At 33.5% G+C, this 18,040-nt stretch carries 13 protein-coding genes; 9 read left to right on the top strand and 4 right to left on the bottom strand.

The window, feature by feature from the left end; all coding sequences use genetic code 11:
- Positions 1-90 precede the first annotated feature (90 nt).
- Positions 91-630 (top strand): YceI family protein, encoded by a 540-nt coding sequence (locus tag ACFSSE_RS17090; RefSeq protein ID WP_379044034.1) that lies wholly within the window; start codon positions 91-93, stop codon positions 628-630.
- Between the two features lie 19 nt (positions 631-649).
- On the opposite strand, the gene ACFSSE_RS17085 is transcribed toward ACFSSE_RS17090, so the two are convergent.
- Positions 650-1,402: a peptidase gene (locus tag ACFSSE_RS17085; protein WP_379044037.1), complete on the bottom strand. Its 753-nt coding sequence runs from the start codon at positions 1,400-1,402 to the stop codon at positions 650-652.
- Between the two features lie 334 nt (positions 1,403-1,736).
- Here ACFSSE_RS17085 and ACFSSE_RS17080 point away from each other — a divergent pair, with 334 nt between their 5' ends.
- Complete coding sequence (locus ACFSSE_RS17080; RefSeq protein ID WP_379044040.1) at positions 1,737-5,207, top strand: transglutaminase family protein; 3,471 nt, start codon at positions 1,737-1,739, stop codon at positions 5,205-5,207.
- 334 nt (positions 5,208-5,541) lie between these two features.
- On the opposite strand, the gene fbaA is transcribed toward ACFSSE_RS17080, so the two are convergent.
- The gene (gene fbaA, locus ACFSSE_RS17075) at positions 5,542-6,621 is read right to left on the bottom strand and encodes a class II fructose-bisphosphate aldolase (protein WP_379044043.1); all 1,080 of its coding nucleotides are present in this window, start codon (positions 6,619-6,621) and stop codon (positions 5,542-5,544) included.
- 159 nt (positions 6,622-6,780) lie between these two features.
- Here fbaA and accD point away from each other — a divergent pair, with 159 nt between their 5' ends.
- The 4 genes from accD (at position 6,781) to uxuA (ending at position 12,154) form a co-directional block, all read left to right on the top strand.
- A complete protein-coding gene (gene accD, locus ACFSSE_RS17070) occupies positions 6,781-7,626 on the top strand; it encodes an acetyl-CoA carboxylase, carboxyltransferase subunit beta (protein WP_379044046.1) in 846 nt (281 codons plus the stop codon).
- 211 nt (positions 7,627-7,837) lie between these two features.
- Positions 7,838-10,405: a type I DNA topoisomerase gene (gene topA / locus ACFSSE_RS17065; protein ID WP_379044050.1), complete on the top strand. Its 2,568-nt coding sequence runs from the start codon at positions 7,838-7,840 to the stop codon at positions 10,403-10,405.
- 29 nt (positions 10,406-10,434) lie between these two features.
- Entirely contained in the window at positions 10,435-10,842 is a 408-nt protein-coding gene (locus ACFSSE_RS17060; RefSeq protein WP_379044053.1) for a hypothetical protein, read from the top strand.
- 118 nt (positions 10,843-10,960) lie between these two features.
- A complete protein-coding gene (gene uxuA / locus ACFSSE_RS17055; RefSeq protein ID WP_379044056.1) occupies positions 10,961-12,154 on the top strand; it encodes a mannonate dehydratase in 1,194 nt (397 codons plus the stop codon).
- A gap of 147 nt (positions 12,155-12,301) precedes the next feature.
- On the opposite strand, the gene fic is transcribed toward uxuA, so the two are convergent.
- Positions 12,302-12,850: a protein adenylyltransferase Fic gene (gene fic / locus ACFSSE_RS17050; RefSeq protein WP_379044059.1), complete on the bottom strand. Its 549-nt coding sequence runs from the start codon at positions 12,848-12,850 to the stop codon at positions 12,302-12,304.
- 606 nt (positions 12,851-13,456) lie between these two features.
- Positions 13,457-14,224: a 23S rRNA (guanosine(2251)-2'-O)-methyltransferase RlmB gene (gene rlmB / locus ACFSSE_RS17045; protein ID WP_379044062.1), complete on the bottom strand. Its 768-nt coding sequence runs from the start codon at positions 14,222-14,224 to the stop codon at positions 13,457-13,459.
- A gap of 272 nt (positions 14,225-14,496) precedes the next feature.
- On the opposite strand from rlmB, the gene dnaB reads away from it, so the two are divergent.
- The 3 genes from dnaB to ACFSSE_RS17030 all read left to right on the top strand — a co-directional run bounded on the left by dnaB (position 14,497) and on the right by ACFSSE_RS17030 (position 17,991).
- Positions 14,497-16,062 carry a replicative DNA helicase gene (dnaB, locus tag ACFSSE_RS17040; protein ID WP_379044065.1) on the top strand — a complete coding sequence of 522 codons (1,566 nt, stop codon included), beginning with the start codon at positions 14,497-14,499 and terminating at the stop codon, positions 16,060-16,062.
- Between the two features lie 164 nt (positions 16,063-16,226).
- Complete coding sequence (locus ACFSSE_RS17035; RefSeq protein WP_379044068.1) at positions 16,227-17,216, top strand: PDDEXK nuclease domain-containing protein; 990 nt, start codon at positions 16,227-16,229, stop codon at positions 17,214-17,216.
- A 49-nt stretch (positions 17,217-17,265) separates the two neighbouring features.
- Positions 17,266-17,991, top strand: coding sequence for a M20/M25/M40 family metallo-hydrolase (locus tag ACFSSE_RS17030; protein ID WP_379044071.1), 726 nt, complete (start codon positions 17,266-17,268; stop codon positions 17,989-17,991).
- The last annotated feature ends 49 nt before the right edge of the window (positions 17,992-18,040 follow it).

The raw sequence follows: 18,040 nt of genomic DNA, 5'->3' as shown, positions 1-18,040 counted from the left end.
CCTCAAAGATAATAAATAAGCTTTCTTATGAAAATTATAAGTAAATACAATCATTAATCGTCTTTTTTAGATATATTTAGTCCATATTATATGAGACATATTTTAACCTATTTATTAATAGTTACAAGTTTTGTAGTAAAAGCGCAAACCTATACCGCAAGCGAGGTTTATGTCCATTTTTTTTCTCCAGCACCAATTGTGGATATTGAGGCAATAACAAACACAGCCAAAGTAAAATTAAACTTAGCAAAGAAGGATGTTGAGGTAGAGATTTTAATCAATTCTTTTACTTTTAAAAAGGCTTTAATGCAAACTCACTTTAACGAAAAGTATATAGAAAGTAATAAATACCCAACAGCTACTTTTAAAGGAAAGTTTAAAGATAAACTAGATTTGAACACCGATGGCGTTTATAAATTATCTTTAGATGGTCGTTTTAGCATTCACGGAGTTGAAAGAGCTAAGAATATTGACTGTATTGTAAGCGTAAAAGACAATAAAATATTTTTTGAAAGTAGTTTTAAACTCCTTAGCGCAAACTACAAAATTGAAGCACCTGATATTATCTACCGCAAAGTTGGGCAAGAAGTTGATGTTGACATAAAAGGGTATTTAAAAAAAGAAGATTAACTTTATTTATACACAATTTTTAGGTAATCAGATTAAAACCTGGTTCAATTTCTTCATCTAGCAACAACCTATCCATCCAATCTTCTGGTAAATCTTTTACAGATGCCTTAAGCTTATTTGCCCATTCTACTGCTAAATATTTTAAATCTGCGTGAGTATATCGTTGTTCTACTAATTGGTATGTACCAGATTTATAAATCACAATATCTACCGGATACCCCACGTCACTTGCAGAAACTCTGGTTGAATCAAATGATAAAAACCCAGTTTTAAGTGCATAACGTAAAGTAGATTCGTAAGTTAAGGCTCTATTTAGTATGGGTTGTCCGTAACCTGTATTTCCAATAATAGCAAAAGGGGTAGCCTCTCCTATTTCTATCCAATTACCTTGTGGGTATAACATAAAAAGCTTATGTGTTTCATCATCAGCTAATTGACCTCCTACTATGGTATGCAAATCAAAATACAAACCCGATGATGCCAATGCTTCTTTATCTTCTTTTGAAACTCTTTTTAATTGGTCTCCAAATGCATTAACTGCTTTGTAGAGTTTATTAAAAGTAAATTCCTTTTCAGAAAGCTCTTCTTCAAAATAGGTAACCGTTTTATCTCTAACAGAACGTAAGCCCGATGTCATCACAAAAAAACTGTTTTTACCAATTTGGTGTGTACTTATTTTCTTTGATGTGGTGCTGTTTGTGCCAGATGTAATTCTGGTATCTGCAATTGCTACCAATCCCGTTCTCACTTTTATTCCTAAACAAAAAGTCATTTTAATAATGTTTTGCTACAAACATATAAAATTAAGTTTCATAATGTTAACTATTAAATTAAAAATCCGCTTAAAATTATTACATTATACTCATTAAAAATTTTAAAATCTTCAATTTATGTTTCAGATTTTTTAGATTAAAAATTGAGCAACAAAAAACTTTAAATCAAATTCATTTATCAAAAAAAGAAAGAAAATTTGTTATACTGATAATAAATAATCAAAATAATTTGAAAATTCATTAATTTATTAGCTATTTACATACAAAATCAAAAAGCATATTTTTTTGCAAACAACCGCAAAATAAAATAGAAAACATTTACAATTACACATTATGGCTATACATGCAGCAATAAAACATAGTACAGGTTACAAATACAATAAGCCTATAGCTGTGTCTCCACAGGTGATCAGATTAAGGCCTGCTCCTCATGCTCGTACGCCGATATTAGCATATTCGCTAAGAATAACGCCCGAAAATCATTTCATAAATTGGCAACAAGACCCTTTTGGCAATTATTTGGCTCGCGTAGTTTTTCCTGATAAAATAACAGAGTTTAAGGTTGATGTTGAAGTAGTTGCAGAAATGAAAGTGATTAATCCTTTCGATTTCTTTTTAGAAAAGTATGCACAAAAATTCCCTTTTACTTATGATGAGGCTCTACAAAAGGAACTAGCACCTTACTTTGAAATTAACGACGATAGTAAAACCCTAAATAAATGGGTTGAAGATATTAAGCAGTTTTATAACCAAAGTACCATTGATTTTTTGGTAGCCGTAAACGCAAAACTATACAGAGATGTAAATTACACCATCCGTTTAGAGCCGGGCATACAAACGCCAGAAGAAACTTTAATAAAAGCTTTAGGCTCTTGCCGAGATTCTGCTTGGGTTTTGGCACAAGCTTTAAGAAAAATAGGCTTAGCAACTCGTTTTGTATCAGGCTATTTAATACAGTTGAAACCAGATAAAAAATCCATAGATGGGGCATCTGGACCAGAAGAAGATTTTACAGATTTACACGCTTGGTGCGAAGTTTTTATACCGGGTGCTGGCTGGGTAGGTTTAGATGCAACCTCAGGTTTATTTGCTGGCGAAGGTCATATTCCGCTTTGCTGCACTCCTAGCCCTTCTAGTGCGTCGCCAATTACCGGTTTTACAGAACCTGCCGAAGTTGAGTTCAGTTTTGCCAATAATGTGTATCGCATACATGAAGACCCACGAGTAACTAAACCCTATTCTGATGAGGAATGGCAAAAAATTTACAGTCTTGGTGCACAGGTAGAGCAAGAATTTACAGCACAAGATGTTAGGTTAACCATGGGTGGCGAACCCACTTTTGTATCTAAAAGTGATATGGAAAGTGAGCAATGGAATACAGATGCCGATGGTGAAGAAAAGAGAATTAAAGCGTATCAGTTAGCGCAAAACCTAAATCAATCTTTTGCAGAAGGTAAGGGATTGATACATATTGGACAAGGGAAATGGTATCCTGGTGAAGCTTTGCCACGTTGGCAATACGGAATTTACTGGCGTAAAGACGATTTTCCTATTACATGTAAACCAGATGTTTATGGCAACCCTAACTTAGATTATAATTATAGTTTTCAAAATGCAGAGCAATTATTAAAAGCTGTATCTGCAAAATTAAAACTGAATGAAAATTATATTCAGCCAGCTTATGAAGATGTTTATTATTATTTATGGCAAGAAGATAAACTCCCAATCAACATAAATCCGTTAAGGGTAAACTTAAATGATTCTGCAGAGCGTAATACCCTTTCTACAGTTTTACAAAACGGATTGAACAACCCTATTGGCTTTGTTTTGCCTTTAGAATGGAACTTTGAGATTGGCAATTGGTTAAGTTGTGCTTGGGAATTTAGGCAAAAACAATTATTTTTAATCCCCGGAAACTCGCCAATGGGTTTAAGGTTACCGTTAAAATCTTTACCACAAATGGTGGCTTCACAAAGAGACCAAGAAGTTGAACGCAGCCCTTTTGAAACTTTAGAAAACTTACCAAATTACCACCAAACTATTCATACTGATAAAATTGAAGCTTCAAACTTAGATGATATCCCAAAAGATTGGCTTTACCCAAAAGAATATGATACACCTGAGGAAGATGAAAAAGAAGGCGACTTTTTTGTAGTTAAAAAGAAAAAAACAGAAAAAGATGGTTTTGAGCCTGAATTTAGAACTAAGACTGTAAAAACAGCTTTAGGAATTGAGGCCAGAGAGGGTAAGTTGTTTGTGTTTTTTCCGCCTTTAAAACATATTGAACAATATTTAGAGTTACTAGCTATCATTGAAGATGCTGCAGCTAAACTTTCTTTGAAAATTATTATTGAAGGTTATAATCCACCAAGCGATAATAGGATTGAAAAATTGGTGGTTACACCAGACCCTGGAGTTGTTGAAGTAAACATTCAGCCTGCAAAAACTTGGGATGAAGTACTAAATAATTATAGAATACTGTTTGATAGTGCCAATAAAGTTGGATTGGGTACTGAGAAATTTATGCTTGATGGAAGGCATATCGGCTCTGGCGGCGGTCATCATATTACTTTAGGAGGCACAACTCCGGCTGATAGCCCAATTTTAAGAAGACCAGATATTTTAAAAAGCTTTTTGATTTTTTGGCAAAACCACCCAGGTTTATCCTACTTATTTTCTACTGCCTTTATTGGCCCTACAAGTCAGGCACCACGTATAGATGAAGGGATGCCTGATAAGTTATACGAACTAGAAATTGCACTAAACCAAATTAAAAAAGGCGAAGAGACTCCATTTTGGCTAACAGACAGACTTTTAAGACATTTATTAACTGATATTACAGGAAATACGCATAGAGCTGAGTTTTGTATAGATAAACTTTACTCACCAGATTCGCAAACCGGCAGATTAGGAATTTTAGAGTTTAGAGCTTTTGAAATGCCACCTGATGAAAGAATGTGTTTAGTACAACTATTATTAGTACGTACCCTTTTTGCATGGTTTTGGAAAAAACCTTACGAAAACAAACTCATACGTTGGGGAACCGAGCTGCATGATAAATTTATGTTGCACCACTACATCAAAGAAGATTTATTGGATATTTGCGACCAAATGAAGCAAGATGGCTACGATTTTAACCCCGAATGGTTAGAACCATTTTTTGAATTTAGATTTCCGATGGTGGGTGCCATACAACAAAAAGGAATTGATTTATTATTGAGAACCGGAATTGAACCTTGGCAAGTGCTGGGCGAAGAAATGTCGAGCTCTGGTACTGCCCGCTTTGTAGATTCTTCTGTAGAACGTATTGAGGTAAAAGTGAATGGCATTAATGAAGAACGTTATGCTATTTTATGTAACCAAATGCGTATTCCGTTAAGAAGTACCGGCAAAAACGAAGAGTTTGTGGCTGGTATTAGGTATAAAGCTTGGGCACCACCTTCTGCATTGCATCCTACTTTACCTGTTGATGTTCCTTTAGTTTTTGATATTTACGATTTATGGAATAAAAAATCTATTGGAGGTTGCACCTATCATATAGCACACCCCGGTGGCAGAAGTTATGATACTTACCCAGTTAATTCCTACGAAGCAGAAGCCCGAAGAGAAAGTAGGTTCTTTAATTTTGGACATACACAAGGTGATGCCATTAACACAGTAGAAACCGTAAATCAAGATTTTAGTGCTGGTTACAGATATGTTAATCCAGAATATTCTACAAATATCACTAGTGTACCAGAGTTAAAAGTGGAAGCTGATAAAGAATTTCCTTATACTTTCGATTTAAGAAAAAAGAGGAAGTAGATTTAATATTTTTTAGATATTTAAACAGAGCTAATTGTGAAAATCAGCTCTGTTTTTTTGTGCTTTTTTTATAAAACAGATTTATAAATATTTTTTTTAAGTATTTTAGATCACCCCAACTCTGTGATCTCCGAGTTCTCCGCAGTTAAAAAAATAGCTCCGCTTTTTTTCCCGCAGATTTCGCCGATTTAAGCAGATCTTTTTTAAATGTAGCACTTAATAAAACAACCAACTTTGTGTCCGCTGTGAAAAAACTCCGTTACCTCCGTGGTTAAAAACAAAACAAAAAAAGCCGAGCATTACGCTCAGCTTTCTCAAATATTTATAGAAAATCTTACAATTTCGAATTTACTTCTAAGCAATTCAAATCAGCAAAAGCATCAGTTAATCTTTTAACAAACTGCTCCTCACCTTTTCTCAACCAAACTCTTGGATCGTAATATTTTTTGTTTGGAGAATCATCACCATCTGGGCTACCAATTTGCGCTTGTAAATAAGCTTCTTTTGATTTATAGTAATTTAATACCCCTTCCCACATTGCCCACTGCATATCAGTATCAATGTTCATTTTAATTGCTCCGTAAGAAATCGCTTCTCTTATTTCTTCTTGTGAAGAACCAGAACCACCATGAAAAACAAAGTTAATTGGTTTAGCCGCAGTTAAAGCAAATTTCTCTTTTACGTATTCCTGAGAGTTGTGTAAAATAACTGGTTGCAACTTCACATTTCCTGGCTTGTAAACGCCATGTACGTTACCAAAAGCAGCTGCAATTGTGAATTTGTCGCTTACCTTACTTAACTCTTCGTAAGCATAAGAAACCTCTTCTGGTTGGGTATATAATTTTGAAGAATCTACTTCGGTATTATCTACACCATCTTCTTCTCCACCTGTAACACCTAATTCAATTTCTAATGTCATACCCATTTTGCTCATACGCTCAAGGTAAGTTTTACAAATTTCTATATTTTCTTCAATTGGCTCTTCAGATAAGTCTATCATGTGAGAAGAGAAAAGAGGAATACCATGTAAAGCGAAGTGTTTCTCACTAGCATCTAACAATCCATCTATCCAAGGCAATAATTTTTTCGAACAATGGTCTGTATGCAAAATTACAGCAACGCCGTAATGTTCTGCTAGTAAATGTACGTGTTGAGCAGCAGAAATAGCACCTAAAATACAAGCTTGTAATTTATCGTTTGGTAATGATTTACCCGCATAAAACTGTGCGCCACCGTTAGATAGTTGCACAATTACTGGCGAATTAACCGCTTTTGCTGTTTCCAAAACTGCATTCAAAGAATCAGTTCCAATAATATTTACTGCGGGTAAAGCAAATTGCTCTGCTTTTGCAACTTCAAAAAGTTCTTGAACTTGGTCTCCTGTAATAACTCCTTTAAAATCTTTTAAACTCATTTTATTTATTATTTCTTAGGCTCGAAGTTAAAAAAAATATTTGAAGCAATAATAATCAGTTCAAAATAAACAACTAAGCTGTTTTTAAAACGATAGCAAACAGATACTATAACTATTTCATCAAAATTTTGTTTCTTTGTAGCCACACTAATTCAAAATATGGCTTGGTTTAAAAGAAATACAAAAGGCATTTCTACTTCTACAGAGGATAAAAAAGAAGCCCCAGATGGAGTATGGAATAAATGTCCAAACTGTAAAAAGGCTTTACATTACTCAGAACAAGTAGAAAATAAATACGTTTGTCAATATTGCAATTATCATTTAAGAGTAGGCTCTAAAGAGTATTTTGAAGTACTTTTTGATAATAATTCTTTTGTTGAATTATTTGGCAACCTTACTTCAGGAGATCCATTAAATTTTACCGATTCTAAATCGTACCCAGAAAGATTAGCAGAATCTTACAAAAAAACAGGCTTAAAAGACGCCTTAAGAGCTGCACATGGCCAAATTGATGGTCAAGATTTGGTAATAGCCTGTATGGACTTTAGCTTTATAGGTGGTTCTATGGGTTCTGTTGTTGGAGAAAAAATTGCAAGAAGTATAGATTACTCTATCAAACATAAAATTCCGTTTTTGATGATTTCAAAATCTGGCGGTGCAAGAATGATGGAAGCCGCATTTTCTTTAATGCAAATGGCTAAAACTTCGGCAAAATTAGCTTTGTTATCTCAAGCTAAAATTCCTTACATTTCCTTACTAACAGACCCAACAACTGGTGGTGTAACAGCTTCTTACGCCATGTTGGGAGATATTAATATTGCCGAACCAGGCGCTTTAATTGGTTTTGCCGGCCCTAGAGTAATAAAAGAAACCATAAAGAAAGATTTACCAAAAGGTTTTCAAACATCTGAATTTGTTTTAGAACATGGTTTTCTAGATTTTATTGTTGATAGAAGAGAGATGAAAAATAAATTAGCATCGTTTATAAGAATGATGAATAATTAATGGTAAACAGTAATTAAAATATCAAACAAGCTTCTTTATCAAGAGGCTTGTTTTGCTTAAAGACAAATTAAAATAAATTAAAACATCCTATTAAAAACAACCGGAACAATGTTTTCTTTTATTGAATAACGAAATATAAATCAGCTTTAATGCGTTAAAATTTGGGATACAACATATAATATCCTTTATTTGCGATAAAATCTAATACTTAATGGCAAAAAACTTACTAATTGTAGAATCACCCGCTAAAGCTAAAACCATTGAAGGTTATTTAGGAAAAGACTTTTTGGTAAAATCAAGTTACGGGCATATTCGTGATTTAAAGAAAGATGATAGCGCTATTGAGGTAGATAATGGCTTTAAACAGCATTACGAAATATCTGCTGATAAGAAAACTTTAGTTGCCGAATTAAAGAAATTAGCAAAAGCTGCAGAAACTGTATGGTTAGCATCCGACGAGGACCGCGAGGGAGAAGCCATATCTTGGCACTTATTTGAGTCTTTAGGCTTAAAAGAAGAAAACACAAAGCGTATTGTTTTTCACGAGATTACAAAACCTGCAATATTAAAAGCGATTGATAATCCGCGTAAAATAAACTACGATTTAGTTAATGCACAACAAGCTCGTAGAGTTTTAGATAGATTAGTAGGTTTTGAACTTTCGCCAGTTTTATGGAAAAAAGTAAAACCATCTTTATCTGCCGGCCGTGTGCAATCTGTGGCAGTAAGGTTAATTGTTGATAGAGAAAGAGAAGTTAATGCTTTTGAAAGTGTTGCTGCTTACAGAGTTGTAGCAATTTTCTCTACAGATAAAAAAGAATTATTTAAAGCAGAATTACCGGGCAAATTTGATAAAGAAGCCGATGCACAAAAATTTTTAGAAGATTGTGTAAATGCTGATTTTAAAATAAACGCTTTAGATACCAAACCCTTAAAAAGAAATCCGGCTGCGCCTTTTACTACTTCTACACTACAACAAGAAGCAAGTAGAAAATTAGGTTTTTCTGTTTCTCGCACCATGACGGTTGCACAAAAACTTTATGAAACAGGAAAAATAACCTACATGCGTACAGATTCTGTTAATTTATCAGAAACTGCAAGAGACGGAGCTGCTCAAGAAATTAAATCGGCTTATGGCCAAAAATATTTAGAGCCACGTACCTTTAAAACAAAATCTGCTGGCGCACAAGAAGCTCACGAAGCCATCAGACCTACTCATTTTGAATGGCATACCTTAACCGATGGTGATTCTTCTGAGAAACGTTTGTACGAGTTAATTTGGAAAAGAGCTATCGCATCACAAATGAGTGAAGCGATTATAGAAAAAACTACTGCTAAAATTGGCATCAGTACCAGAAAAGAAGAATTAACTGCAAACGGTGAAGTAATTAAGTTTGATGGTTTCTTAAAAGTTTATATGGAGGATGAAGATGAAGAATCTGACGCTCATTTAGACGATAAATCTGATAATGCCATACTTCCGCCGTTAAGCCAAGGACAAAAATTAAATCTTTTTGAACTAAATGCTACCGAACGTTTTAGCAGGCCACCAGCAAGATACAGCGAAGCTGCCTTGGTTAAAAAATTAGAAGAATTAGGTATTGGAAGGCCATCAACCTACGCTCCCACTATTTCCACAGTCCAAAACCGTGGTTATGTGGTTAAAGAAGAAAGAGATGGTAAAAAAAGAGATTACCAATTAATTAGCCTTAAAAACGGTCAAATAAATAAAATCACAAAATCTGAAATTACTGGTGCCGAAAAAGGAAAACTTTTCCCTACAGATATTGGTGCCGTAGTGAATGATTTTTTGGTAGAGCATTTTAAAGGAATTGTTGATTTTCATTTTACAGCTAACGTAGAAAAAGAGTTTGATGAAATAGCGCAAGGCTTAAAAGAGTGGACTACCATGTTAAAAAACTTTTACCAACCTTTTCATTTAGAGGTAGAAGATACACTTTTAAATGCTGATAGAGCAAGTGGTGAACGTTTATTAGGTATTGACCCAAATTCTGGCAAGAATGTATATACCAGAGTAGGCAAGTTTGGCCCTATGGTGCAAATTGGTGAAGCTGATGACGAAGAAAAACCAACTTATGCAAGCTTGTTAAAGTCACAATCTATAGAATCTATAGTTTTAGAAGATGCTTTAGAATTATTTAAACTTCCTTTTAGTTTAGATAGCTACCAAGATAAAGAAGTTTCTGTGGGCATTGGAAGGTTTGGGCCTTACGTTAAATGGGGAGAAACTTATATCTCTATCCCTAAAAACGAAAATGCTTTAGAGGTTGATAATAAAAGAGCACAAGAAATTATTGAAGAAAAAATTGAAGCTGATGCACCGGTTGCAAGCTATAAAGGCGAACCAGTAACTAAAGGAAGAGGCAGGTTTGGACCTTTCTTGAAATGGAAAGACCTATTTATTAATGTACCTGTCCGTTATAATTTTGAAAATTTAAGCAAAGCAGAAATTGATGAATTAATTGCTGCAAAAGTTGAAAAAGAGGCAAACCGCTACATTCAACAGTGGGAAAAAGAAAAAATTGCGGTTGAAAACGGTAGATGGGGCCCTTTTATTAGATTTGGAAAGCAGATGCTTAAGTTGGGTAAAAACCCGGCAAGTGGAGAGAAATATACGCCAGAAGATTTAAGCTTAATTTCTTTAGATGATGTTAAAAAACTAATAACAGACCAAATACCTGATGCATTTGAAGTAAAAGCTAAGAAAACTGCTACCAAGAAAGCTCCAGCCAAAAAAGCAGTAGCAAAAAAGAAATAGTTGATTTTTAAAAAACGTTTTTAAATAAGATGAAGAAAGATATTCCGGATAATATTGTAGAAGATATTGCAATGGCGGTAGTTTTAGAAAATGAAACCCCAGAAGCAAAAGTTTGGAATGTTTACATTATTAATTTAAAAGAAGTTGCCATAGAAACTGTTTTAATAACATCTACAGGTTATGGCTTACTAAATGGCGATGAAATTAAAACATCTACATTAAGGCATAGAAAAGATAAAATTGAAGCTCATTCTTTTGTTAAAATTGAAGCTATAGACGAACAAGTTTTTGGTTTAAATAACGAATATTTGTTAAGCTATTTTATTGGTACAGAAATATTTGACAAGAAATTTATTTTTTTACCCGAAAGTATTATTGAATCAAACCTTAGTAAAGTTCCGCTTGTAAATAAACCTGGCGTTGTGATAGGGAAATAATTTTTTTAAATTAATTTATCAAATTGGACCATCTAGAGCATTAAAAACCTATCCTAAAAACACGTTAAAACAATCTGTTTTCTTCTTATAAATAGAAATTAAATTATTGGAATAGCACATGAACACCGAGAATCAAAAATTAGAACAAACTTTTAGATGGTTTGGCCCTGCGGATGAAGTTACATTGGCAGATATTGTACAAACTGGGGCTACCGGTATTGTAACAGCTTTACACCAAATACCAAGTGGAGAAATTTGGACCGAAGCTGACATTCTGGGGCGAAAAAAATTGATAGAAGACGCAGGCTTAAAATGGTCTGTGGTAGAAAGTGTGAATATCCACGAAAGTATTAAAACTGGTACTACCGACCGTGATTTATATATTGAGCGTTACAATACAACAATTAAAAACTTATCAAAAGCGGGCATTAAAGTAATTTGCTACAATTTTATGCCAGTTTTAGATTGGACAAGAACGCATTTATGTTTTAACTTACCAGATAAAGCCATTGCTTTACGTTACGATGCCATTGCTTTGGCAGCATTTGACTTATACATTTTAAAACGCCCGAAGGCTTTTGAAGAGTTTAGTGTCGACGTACAAGAAAAAGCTAAAACTTATTTGGCTCAATTAAAAACGGATGAAATAAAGCTTTTAACCGAAACTATTATGGCTGGTTTGCCAGGAACGGATGAGGTTTTTACCATCCCAGAATTTAATGAGCATTTAGAAAAATACAGCAAAGTTGGAAAAACAGAATTACGTGAAAACTTAGCGTATTTTTTAAAAGGAATTATTCCAACTGCCGAAGAAGAAGGTGTGAAAATGTGTATCCACCCAGATGATCCACCTTTCCCTATTTTAGGTTTACCACGCATTGTTTGTGATGAGGATGATTTGCAGTTTATTGTAAAAGCTGTTGATTCTGACAGTAACGGAATTACTTTTTGTACTGGTTCTTTAGGTGCAAACCCAGCAAGCAATTTACCTGCAATGATTGAACGGTTAGGCAATAAAGTACATTTTTGGCATTTGCGAAACGTACAACGTGAAGAAAACGGCAGTTTTTACGAAGCGCCCCATTTAGAAGGCAGTAACAGCATGTATGAGATAATGAAAGCTGTAGTTGCAGAGCAAGAAAAAAGAGCTATATCTGGCAAAGGAATAGTAAATATACCTATGCGACCAGATCATGGTCATTTAATTTTGGATGATGTAAATAGAAATACTTACCCAGGTTATTCTGTAATTGGCAGGCTTAAAGGCTTGGCAGAATTACGGGGTTTGGAAATGGGAATTAGAGGATATTAATTTGTTTTAGCAGGGGCTTCTAAACATTAGAAACCCCTGCGGAAAATGATCTGTTTTGTTTAAACTTATTACAATACTGCCATTAATAATCGAAAATTTCATTAAATTAAATGATGCTAGGTTTTTAGATTGATAGCTAACACATTTTTAATCCTCTTTTTTGTACCCCTCATAATAATACGACTGTTCAATACCTTTAAATATTATTTCTCTGTTATTGATTTCTTCTGTTAAATGTGCAAAAAGTAAGGTTCTTAACTCTAAAGTATTAATTGGGCTTCGTTCCATTGCTTGTAAATAAAGTTGTTTATCAATGAACTGCCAGTTTACAACCTTTTTTATTCTTTTTTTTAAAAGCATATCTAACCATATTCGCATAGTTCGTCCATTGCCTTCCATAAAAGGATGAGCAATATTCATCTCTACATATTTTTCAATAATTTCTTCAAAAGTGCATTCAGGCATTTGTTCTACAACCAACAAAGCTTCTTTAAGATATAAAGCAGTTGCAAATCTAAATCCACCTTTTGAAATATTATGATTACGAACCTTTCCTGCAAAATCATAAAGCCCATCAAATAAGTATTTGTGTATCTCTTGCAATCCATTTGTTGTTCCGGTTTCTATTTTTTCTATATCACCAGAATCAAATAATTGATATGCTTTTTCTATACTTTCTTTATCAATATTTTTCATGTGTTTTAAAGAGTTTAAATGTTTTGAAGAATTTTATTTCTTATTCCTTTTTCAGTATTTTAATAAATCTTCTTTATTAACCGCGAATTTAGAGCCTGTTTAAATTTGTATTGTAAAAATGTTTATAGATTATTAGATAAATTTTAAACAGGCTCTTAGATTCAAAAACTTAAATTTACTAATACATTGTATAAATAATATTTAACTTTTTTATAAAGCATATCTAAGACATGATTTAGTGAATATTGAATAAATTTTAAAGAATAAATTTTGTTGTTTATGCTATCTACTGAAATAATTTGATCTAAACTAAAATCAAAAAATGGTTTTTCTTCAATTGTAATAGAATAAGTAATAGTCTTATATGTATGGTTTAGAAATCTTTTTTAATTAATAGTGGTAATAACAAGCAAAAAAATAAATTCCATTTTATATGATATAAACTGCCCATCTGATATTTAACCTCACTCTTATATAGGTAAGAATTAAACCTCCAGAAAGTTGACTCAGCAAAATAAATGGAGTCGGAAGGTTTCTTTAAAAAAGAAATTAAATCGATAAATGTTTTTTCAATCATCCAAATCCTTAATTAAAAGAAATAGAGAGTTAACCTATCTTCTGTCTCACAGCCTCATACAAAATAACTCCGGCAGAAACCGAAACATTTAAAGAAGCAATTTCGCCAACCATTGGTATTTTGGTTAAATAATCACAATTACGCATCAATTCAAAAGAAATTCCTTCATCTTCTGCACCCATTATAATACAAGTTGGTGCGGTATAATCTGGTTTATAAATTAAATCGTCGGTTTTTTCTGTACAACCAACAATTTGCAATCCAGAATCCTTTAAAAATCTTAGAACTTGTAATAAGCTATCGTGGCGACAAATTGGAATTTTATACAATGCACCCGCAGATGTTTTAACCGCATCTGGATTTACCTGTGCTGCACCTTTTTTAGGGACAACAATAGCATGTACGCCTGTACACTCGGCAGTTCGGACAATTGCACCAAAGTTTCTTACATCAGTAACACCATCCAAAATTAAAATTAATGGTACTTCACCTTTTTCGTAAACAATTGGGATAATATCTTCTATTTTTTGATAGGTTATAGGAGAAATAAAAGCAATTACACCTTGGTGGTTTTTAGCAGTTATTCTATTTAATTTTTCTATGGGTACCTGCTGCGATGGAATATCATGCGTTCTTAACAAAGTTTTAAGCTCAGAAATTAAGCCGCCAACCAATCCTTTTTGTATAAATAAAGACTCAATATCTTTACCAGAATTAATAGCTTCAATTACCGCTCTAATACCAAAAATCATCTGGTTTACTTCTCTTGGCTCGTCTTTAAATCTTCTTTCTATCATAGCGCTGCAATTTAAGCAAAAACTGTTTCTGTTGCTTAAGAAAAATATACTAAATACCAATAGCTTTATGTTTATTAACAAGCCGTATTTTTATTAACATACCATTTAAAGCTTTCAAAAGCATAAATTTGAATATTACAAACACTTTGTTAACAGTTGTTGTTGATAATTAGACGACTAAATGCCCTCTAATAAAATCGAATTTTAATGAGCTAAGATTGCTGTTTATAACTCTTCAATTATCTACATATTTTTTCTATATTTTTGTATTTATGAGTTTTGATGCTGACAATAATAAAACAGGTTTATCTAAAGACAAAAGAAGCAGACTAACCAGTATGGTTTCTGGCTTGGGTAAATTACCGCCCCAAGCTTTAGACTTAGAAGAAGCTGTTTTAGGCGCACTAATGCTAGAAAAAGATGCGCTTTCTGCGGTTATTGATATTTTAAAGCCCGAATTATTTTACAAAGACGCACATCAAAAAATATTCAAATCTATCCAAACACTTTTTACTGCATCATCACCAGTTGATATTTTAACGGTATCGGCACAATTAAGGCAAGATGGTGATTTAGAGATGATTGGTGGAGCTTTTTACATTACGGAATTAACTAACCGAGTTGCCTCTGCTGCAAATATTGAATATCATGCTCGTATCATTTCACAAAAATTTATTCAACGCGAATTAATACGTATTTCTACAGATATCATCAACCAATCTTACGAAGACACCAGTGACGTTTTTGAATTGTTAGATTATGCCGAAAAAAACCTCTACGATATTGCTCAAAACAATTTAAGAAGAGATTCGCGTAAGATGGACGACATTGTTAAGGAATCTTTAAAAATGTTAGAATCTTTAAGAGGTAAAGATGATACTTTAACTGGTGTGCCATCTGGTTTTACAGCATTAGATAGGGTTACAAACGGTTGGCAAAAATCTGATTTAATTATTATAGCTGCCCGCCCAGCGATGGGAAAAACCGCCTTTGTATTAACCTGTGCCCGTAATGCTGCAGTGCAGTTTAACAAGCCAGTTGTTGTGTTTTCATTAGAGATGTCTTCTGTGCAGTTAACCAATCGTTTAATTTCTGGAGAAGCAGAAATTGAGCAAGAAAAAATAAGAAAAGGACAATTAGAAGATTGGGAATGGCATAAATTAACCTCTAAAATTGGTAATTTAAGTGATGCACCTTTAATTATTGATGATACTCCCGCACTTAATGTTTTTGAGTTCAGAGCTAAATGCCGAAGGTTAAAAGCGCAGTATGATATTCAAATGATTATTATTGATTATTTGCAATTGATGCAGGGTAAAGCCGACGGAAAAGGCGGAGGTGGTGGCGCTGGAAGTCGTGAGCAGGAGATTTCTAGTATTTCTAGAGCGCTTAAGCAAGTTGCAAAAGAATTAAATGTACCTGTTATTGCGCTTTCGCAGTTAAGTAGAGCGGTAGAAAACAGACCTGGTGGCTCAAAAAAACCAATGCTTTCCGATTTAAGGGAATCTGGAGCGATTGAGCAAGATGCGGATATGGTATTGTTTTTATACCGTCCAGAATATTATGGTTTAGACCAAGATGAAAACGGAAACCCAACAGCGGGTGTTGGTGAGGTAATTATTGCTAAACACAGAAATGGTGAAACCTGTACAGTACCACTAAGATTTGTTGGTAAATATGTGAAGTTTACCGATTTAGAAGATAATTTTGGCGGCATTAGTGCATCAGAAAATTCAGCAGCAGATCCTTTCTCAAGTTTAGGTCCTTCTTCTCAATTTGAGAGCATTACTCTTAAACCTAAAAACTGGGATAATGATGATGATGACCCACCGTTTTAAATAAATTTATAATCGTTTAAAAAAGTTCTTTTGTTTTGATACGGAAGAACTTTTTTGGTTTTAGGGAGATTTAAAATGGTTTAATTTCATATATTTAAAAGAACAATTAAGGTTTTTGTTTACATATAATTTTCATCTTCTTCTACTAAATAATTGAGCAATTAATGGAAATCAAACAAAGTCTATTTCAACAAATAAAAAGCATCATTGCTACAGCAAAAGATAGAGCTATCCGTTCAGTAGATTCTGAAAGAATGTTGATGTATTGGCAAATTGGAAAAGTAATTTTTGAGGAAGAGCAACAAGGTAAAGACAGAGCTGAGTACGGAAAACACTTACTAAAGTCAATTTCTGACGAGTTTCAGCCTCAATTTGGAACAGGATTTTCGGTTAGACAGCTGGAAAGAAACCGTCAGTTTTACCGCACATTTCCAATTGCGTCCGCACTGCGGACGCAATTCAGTTGGACACATTATAAAATACTCCTAAGTATAGATAATCAGGATAAAAGAGAATTTTACATTGCAGAAACTGATAAAAATAACTGGAAAGCAAGACAATTGGAAAGACAGATTAACAGTCAACTTTTTGAAAGATTATTACTTAGCAACGACGTAAAAGCAGTTTTAGCTGTAGCCAGAGCAGAAAAACCACCAAGTGATGCCAAAGAAATCATCAAGGATCCAATGATATTAGAATTTCTGGGTTTAAGAAGAGATGCCGCATATTATGAAAAGGATTTAGAAACATCTATAATAACTCACTTACACGATTTTTTACTTGAAATTGGCAATGGATTTTCATTTGTTGCCCGTCAAAAGCGAATTCACTTAGACGGAGACGAATTCTTTATTGACCTTGTTTTTTATAACCGTTTATTGCAATGCTTTGTAATTATTGAAATTAAAACAGCAAAGCTAAAACACGAAGATATTGGACAATTACAAATGTATGTAAATTATTACGACCGATTTGAAAAGCAAGATTTTGAGAACCCCACTATTGGCATTTTACTTTGTGCAGATAAAAATGACGCCGTTGTAAAAATAACATTACCAGAAAATAATAAAACAATTATAGCAAGTAAATATCGACTTTATTTACCTACGGAACAACAACTGATAGAAGAAGTAAAATTCATTGTTAATAGTTAGAATAAAAGAATCATTAATTTTAATGCTAAAATTAAAACAACAAATCATCATGCTAAAAAAACTCATCCCGGCAATTATCATCACATTAACCTTAAACGCTTGCTCAAATAAAATTAATCAAACCCAAATACTTAACGATTTAAAAGAAATTTCTAGCGACAAGTACGAAGGCAGAGCTACAGGCACTAAAGGCGGAGCATTGGCCGCTAGATTTATTACAGATAGATTCCAATCTTTAGGTTTACAAGCATTTACAAAAGACTATGAAATGCCATTTAGCTTCAAAACAAGAAAGGGAGAAGAAATAAATGGCAAAAACATTATTGGTTTTATAAAAGGTAAATCTGAAAAAGCAATTGTTATATCGGCACATTATGACCATTTAGGGATTAAAAATGGCGTAATTTATAACGGAGCAGATGATGATGCTTCTGGCATAAGTGCCATTTTAGCTTATGCAGCCTATTTTAGTAAAAACAAGCCGGAGCACACTTTAATTTTTGCAGCTTTTGATGCTGAGGAAATGGGTTTAACCGGCTCTAAAAAATTTGTAGAAAACCCACCTGTAGATTTAGAAAACATTAGTTTAAACATTAATTTAGACATGATAGGCCGTAACGACAAAAATGAATTGTTTGCCTGCGGAACGTTTCACAATCCGCAATTAAAACCATTTATTTTTAGTAAAAACAACAAACCTAAAATAATTTTAGGGCATGATGACCCAAAACTTGGAAGTAATGATTGGACCAACCAAAGCAGGGTCAACGCATGAAAAAAGTAAAAAATCGTAGGGTTATTCACATAATGTTAGTTTCTGCTTA

Source organism: Pedobacter alpinus (assembly GCF_042684645.1).
GTDB classification, from domain to species: domain Bacteria; phylum Bacteroidota; class Bacteroidia; order Sphingobacteriales; family Sphingobacteriaceae; genus Pseudopedobacter; species Pseudopedobacter alpinus.
The sequence above is the reverse complement of the archived record's forward strand: the minus strand, read 5'-3'. Positions and strand labels throughout refer to the sequence as shown.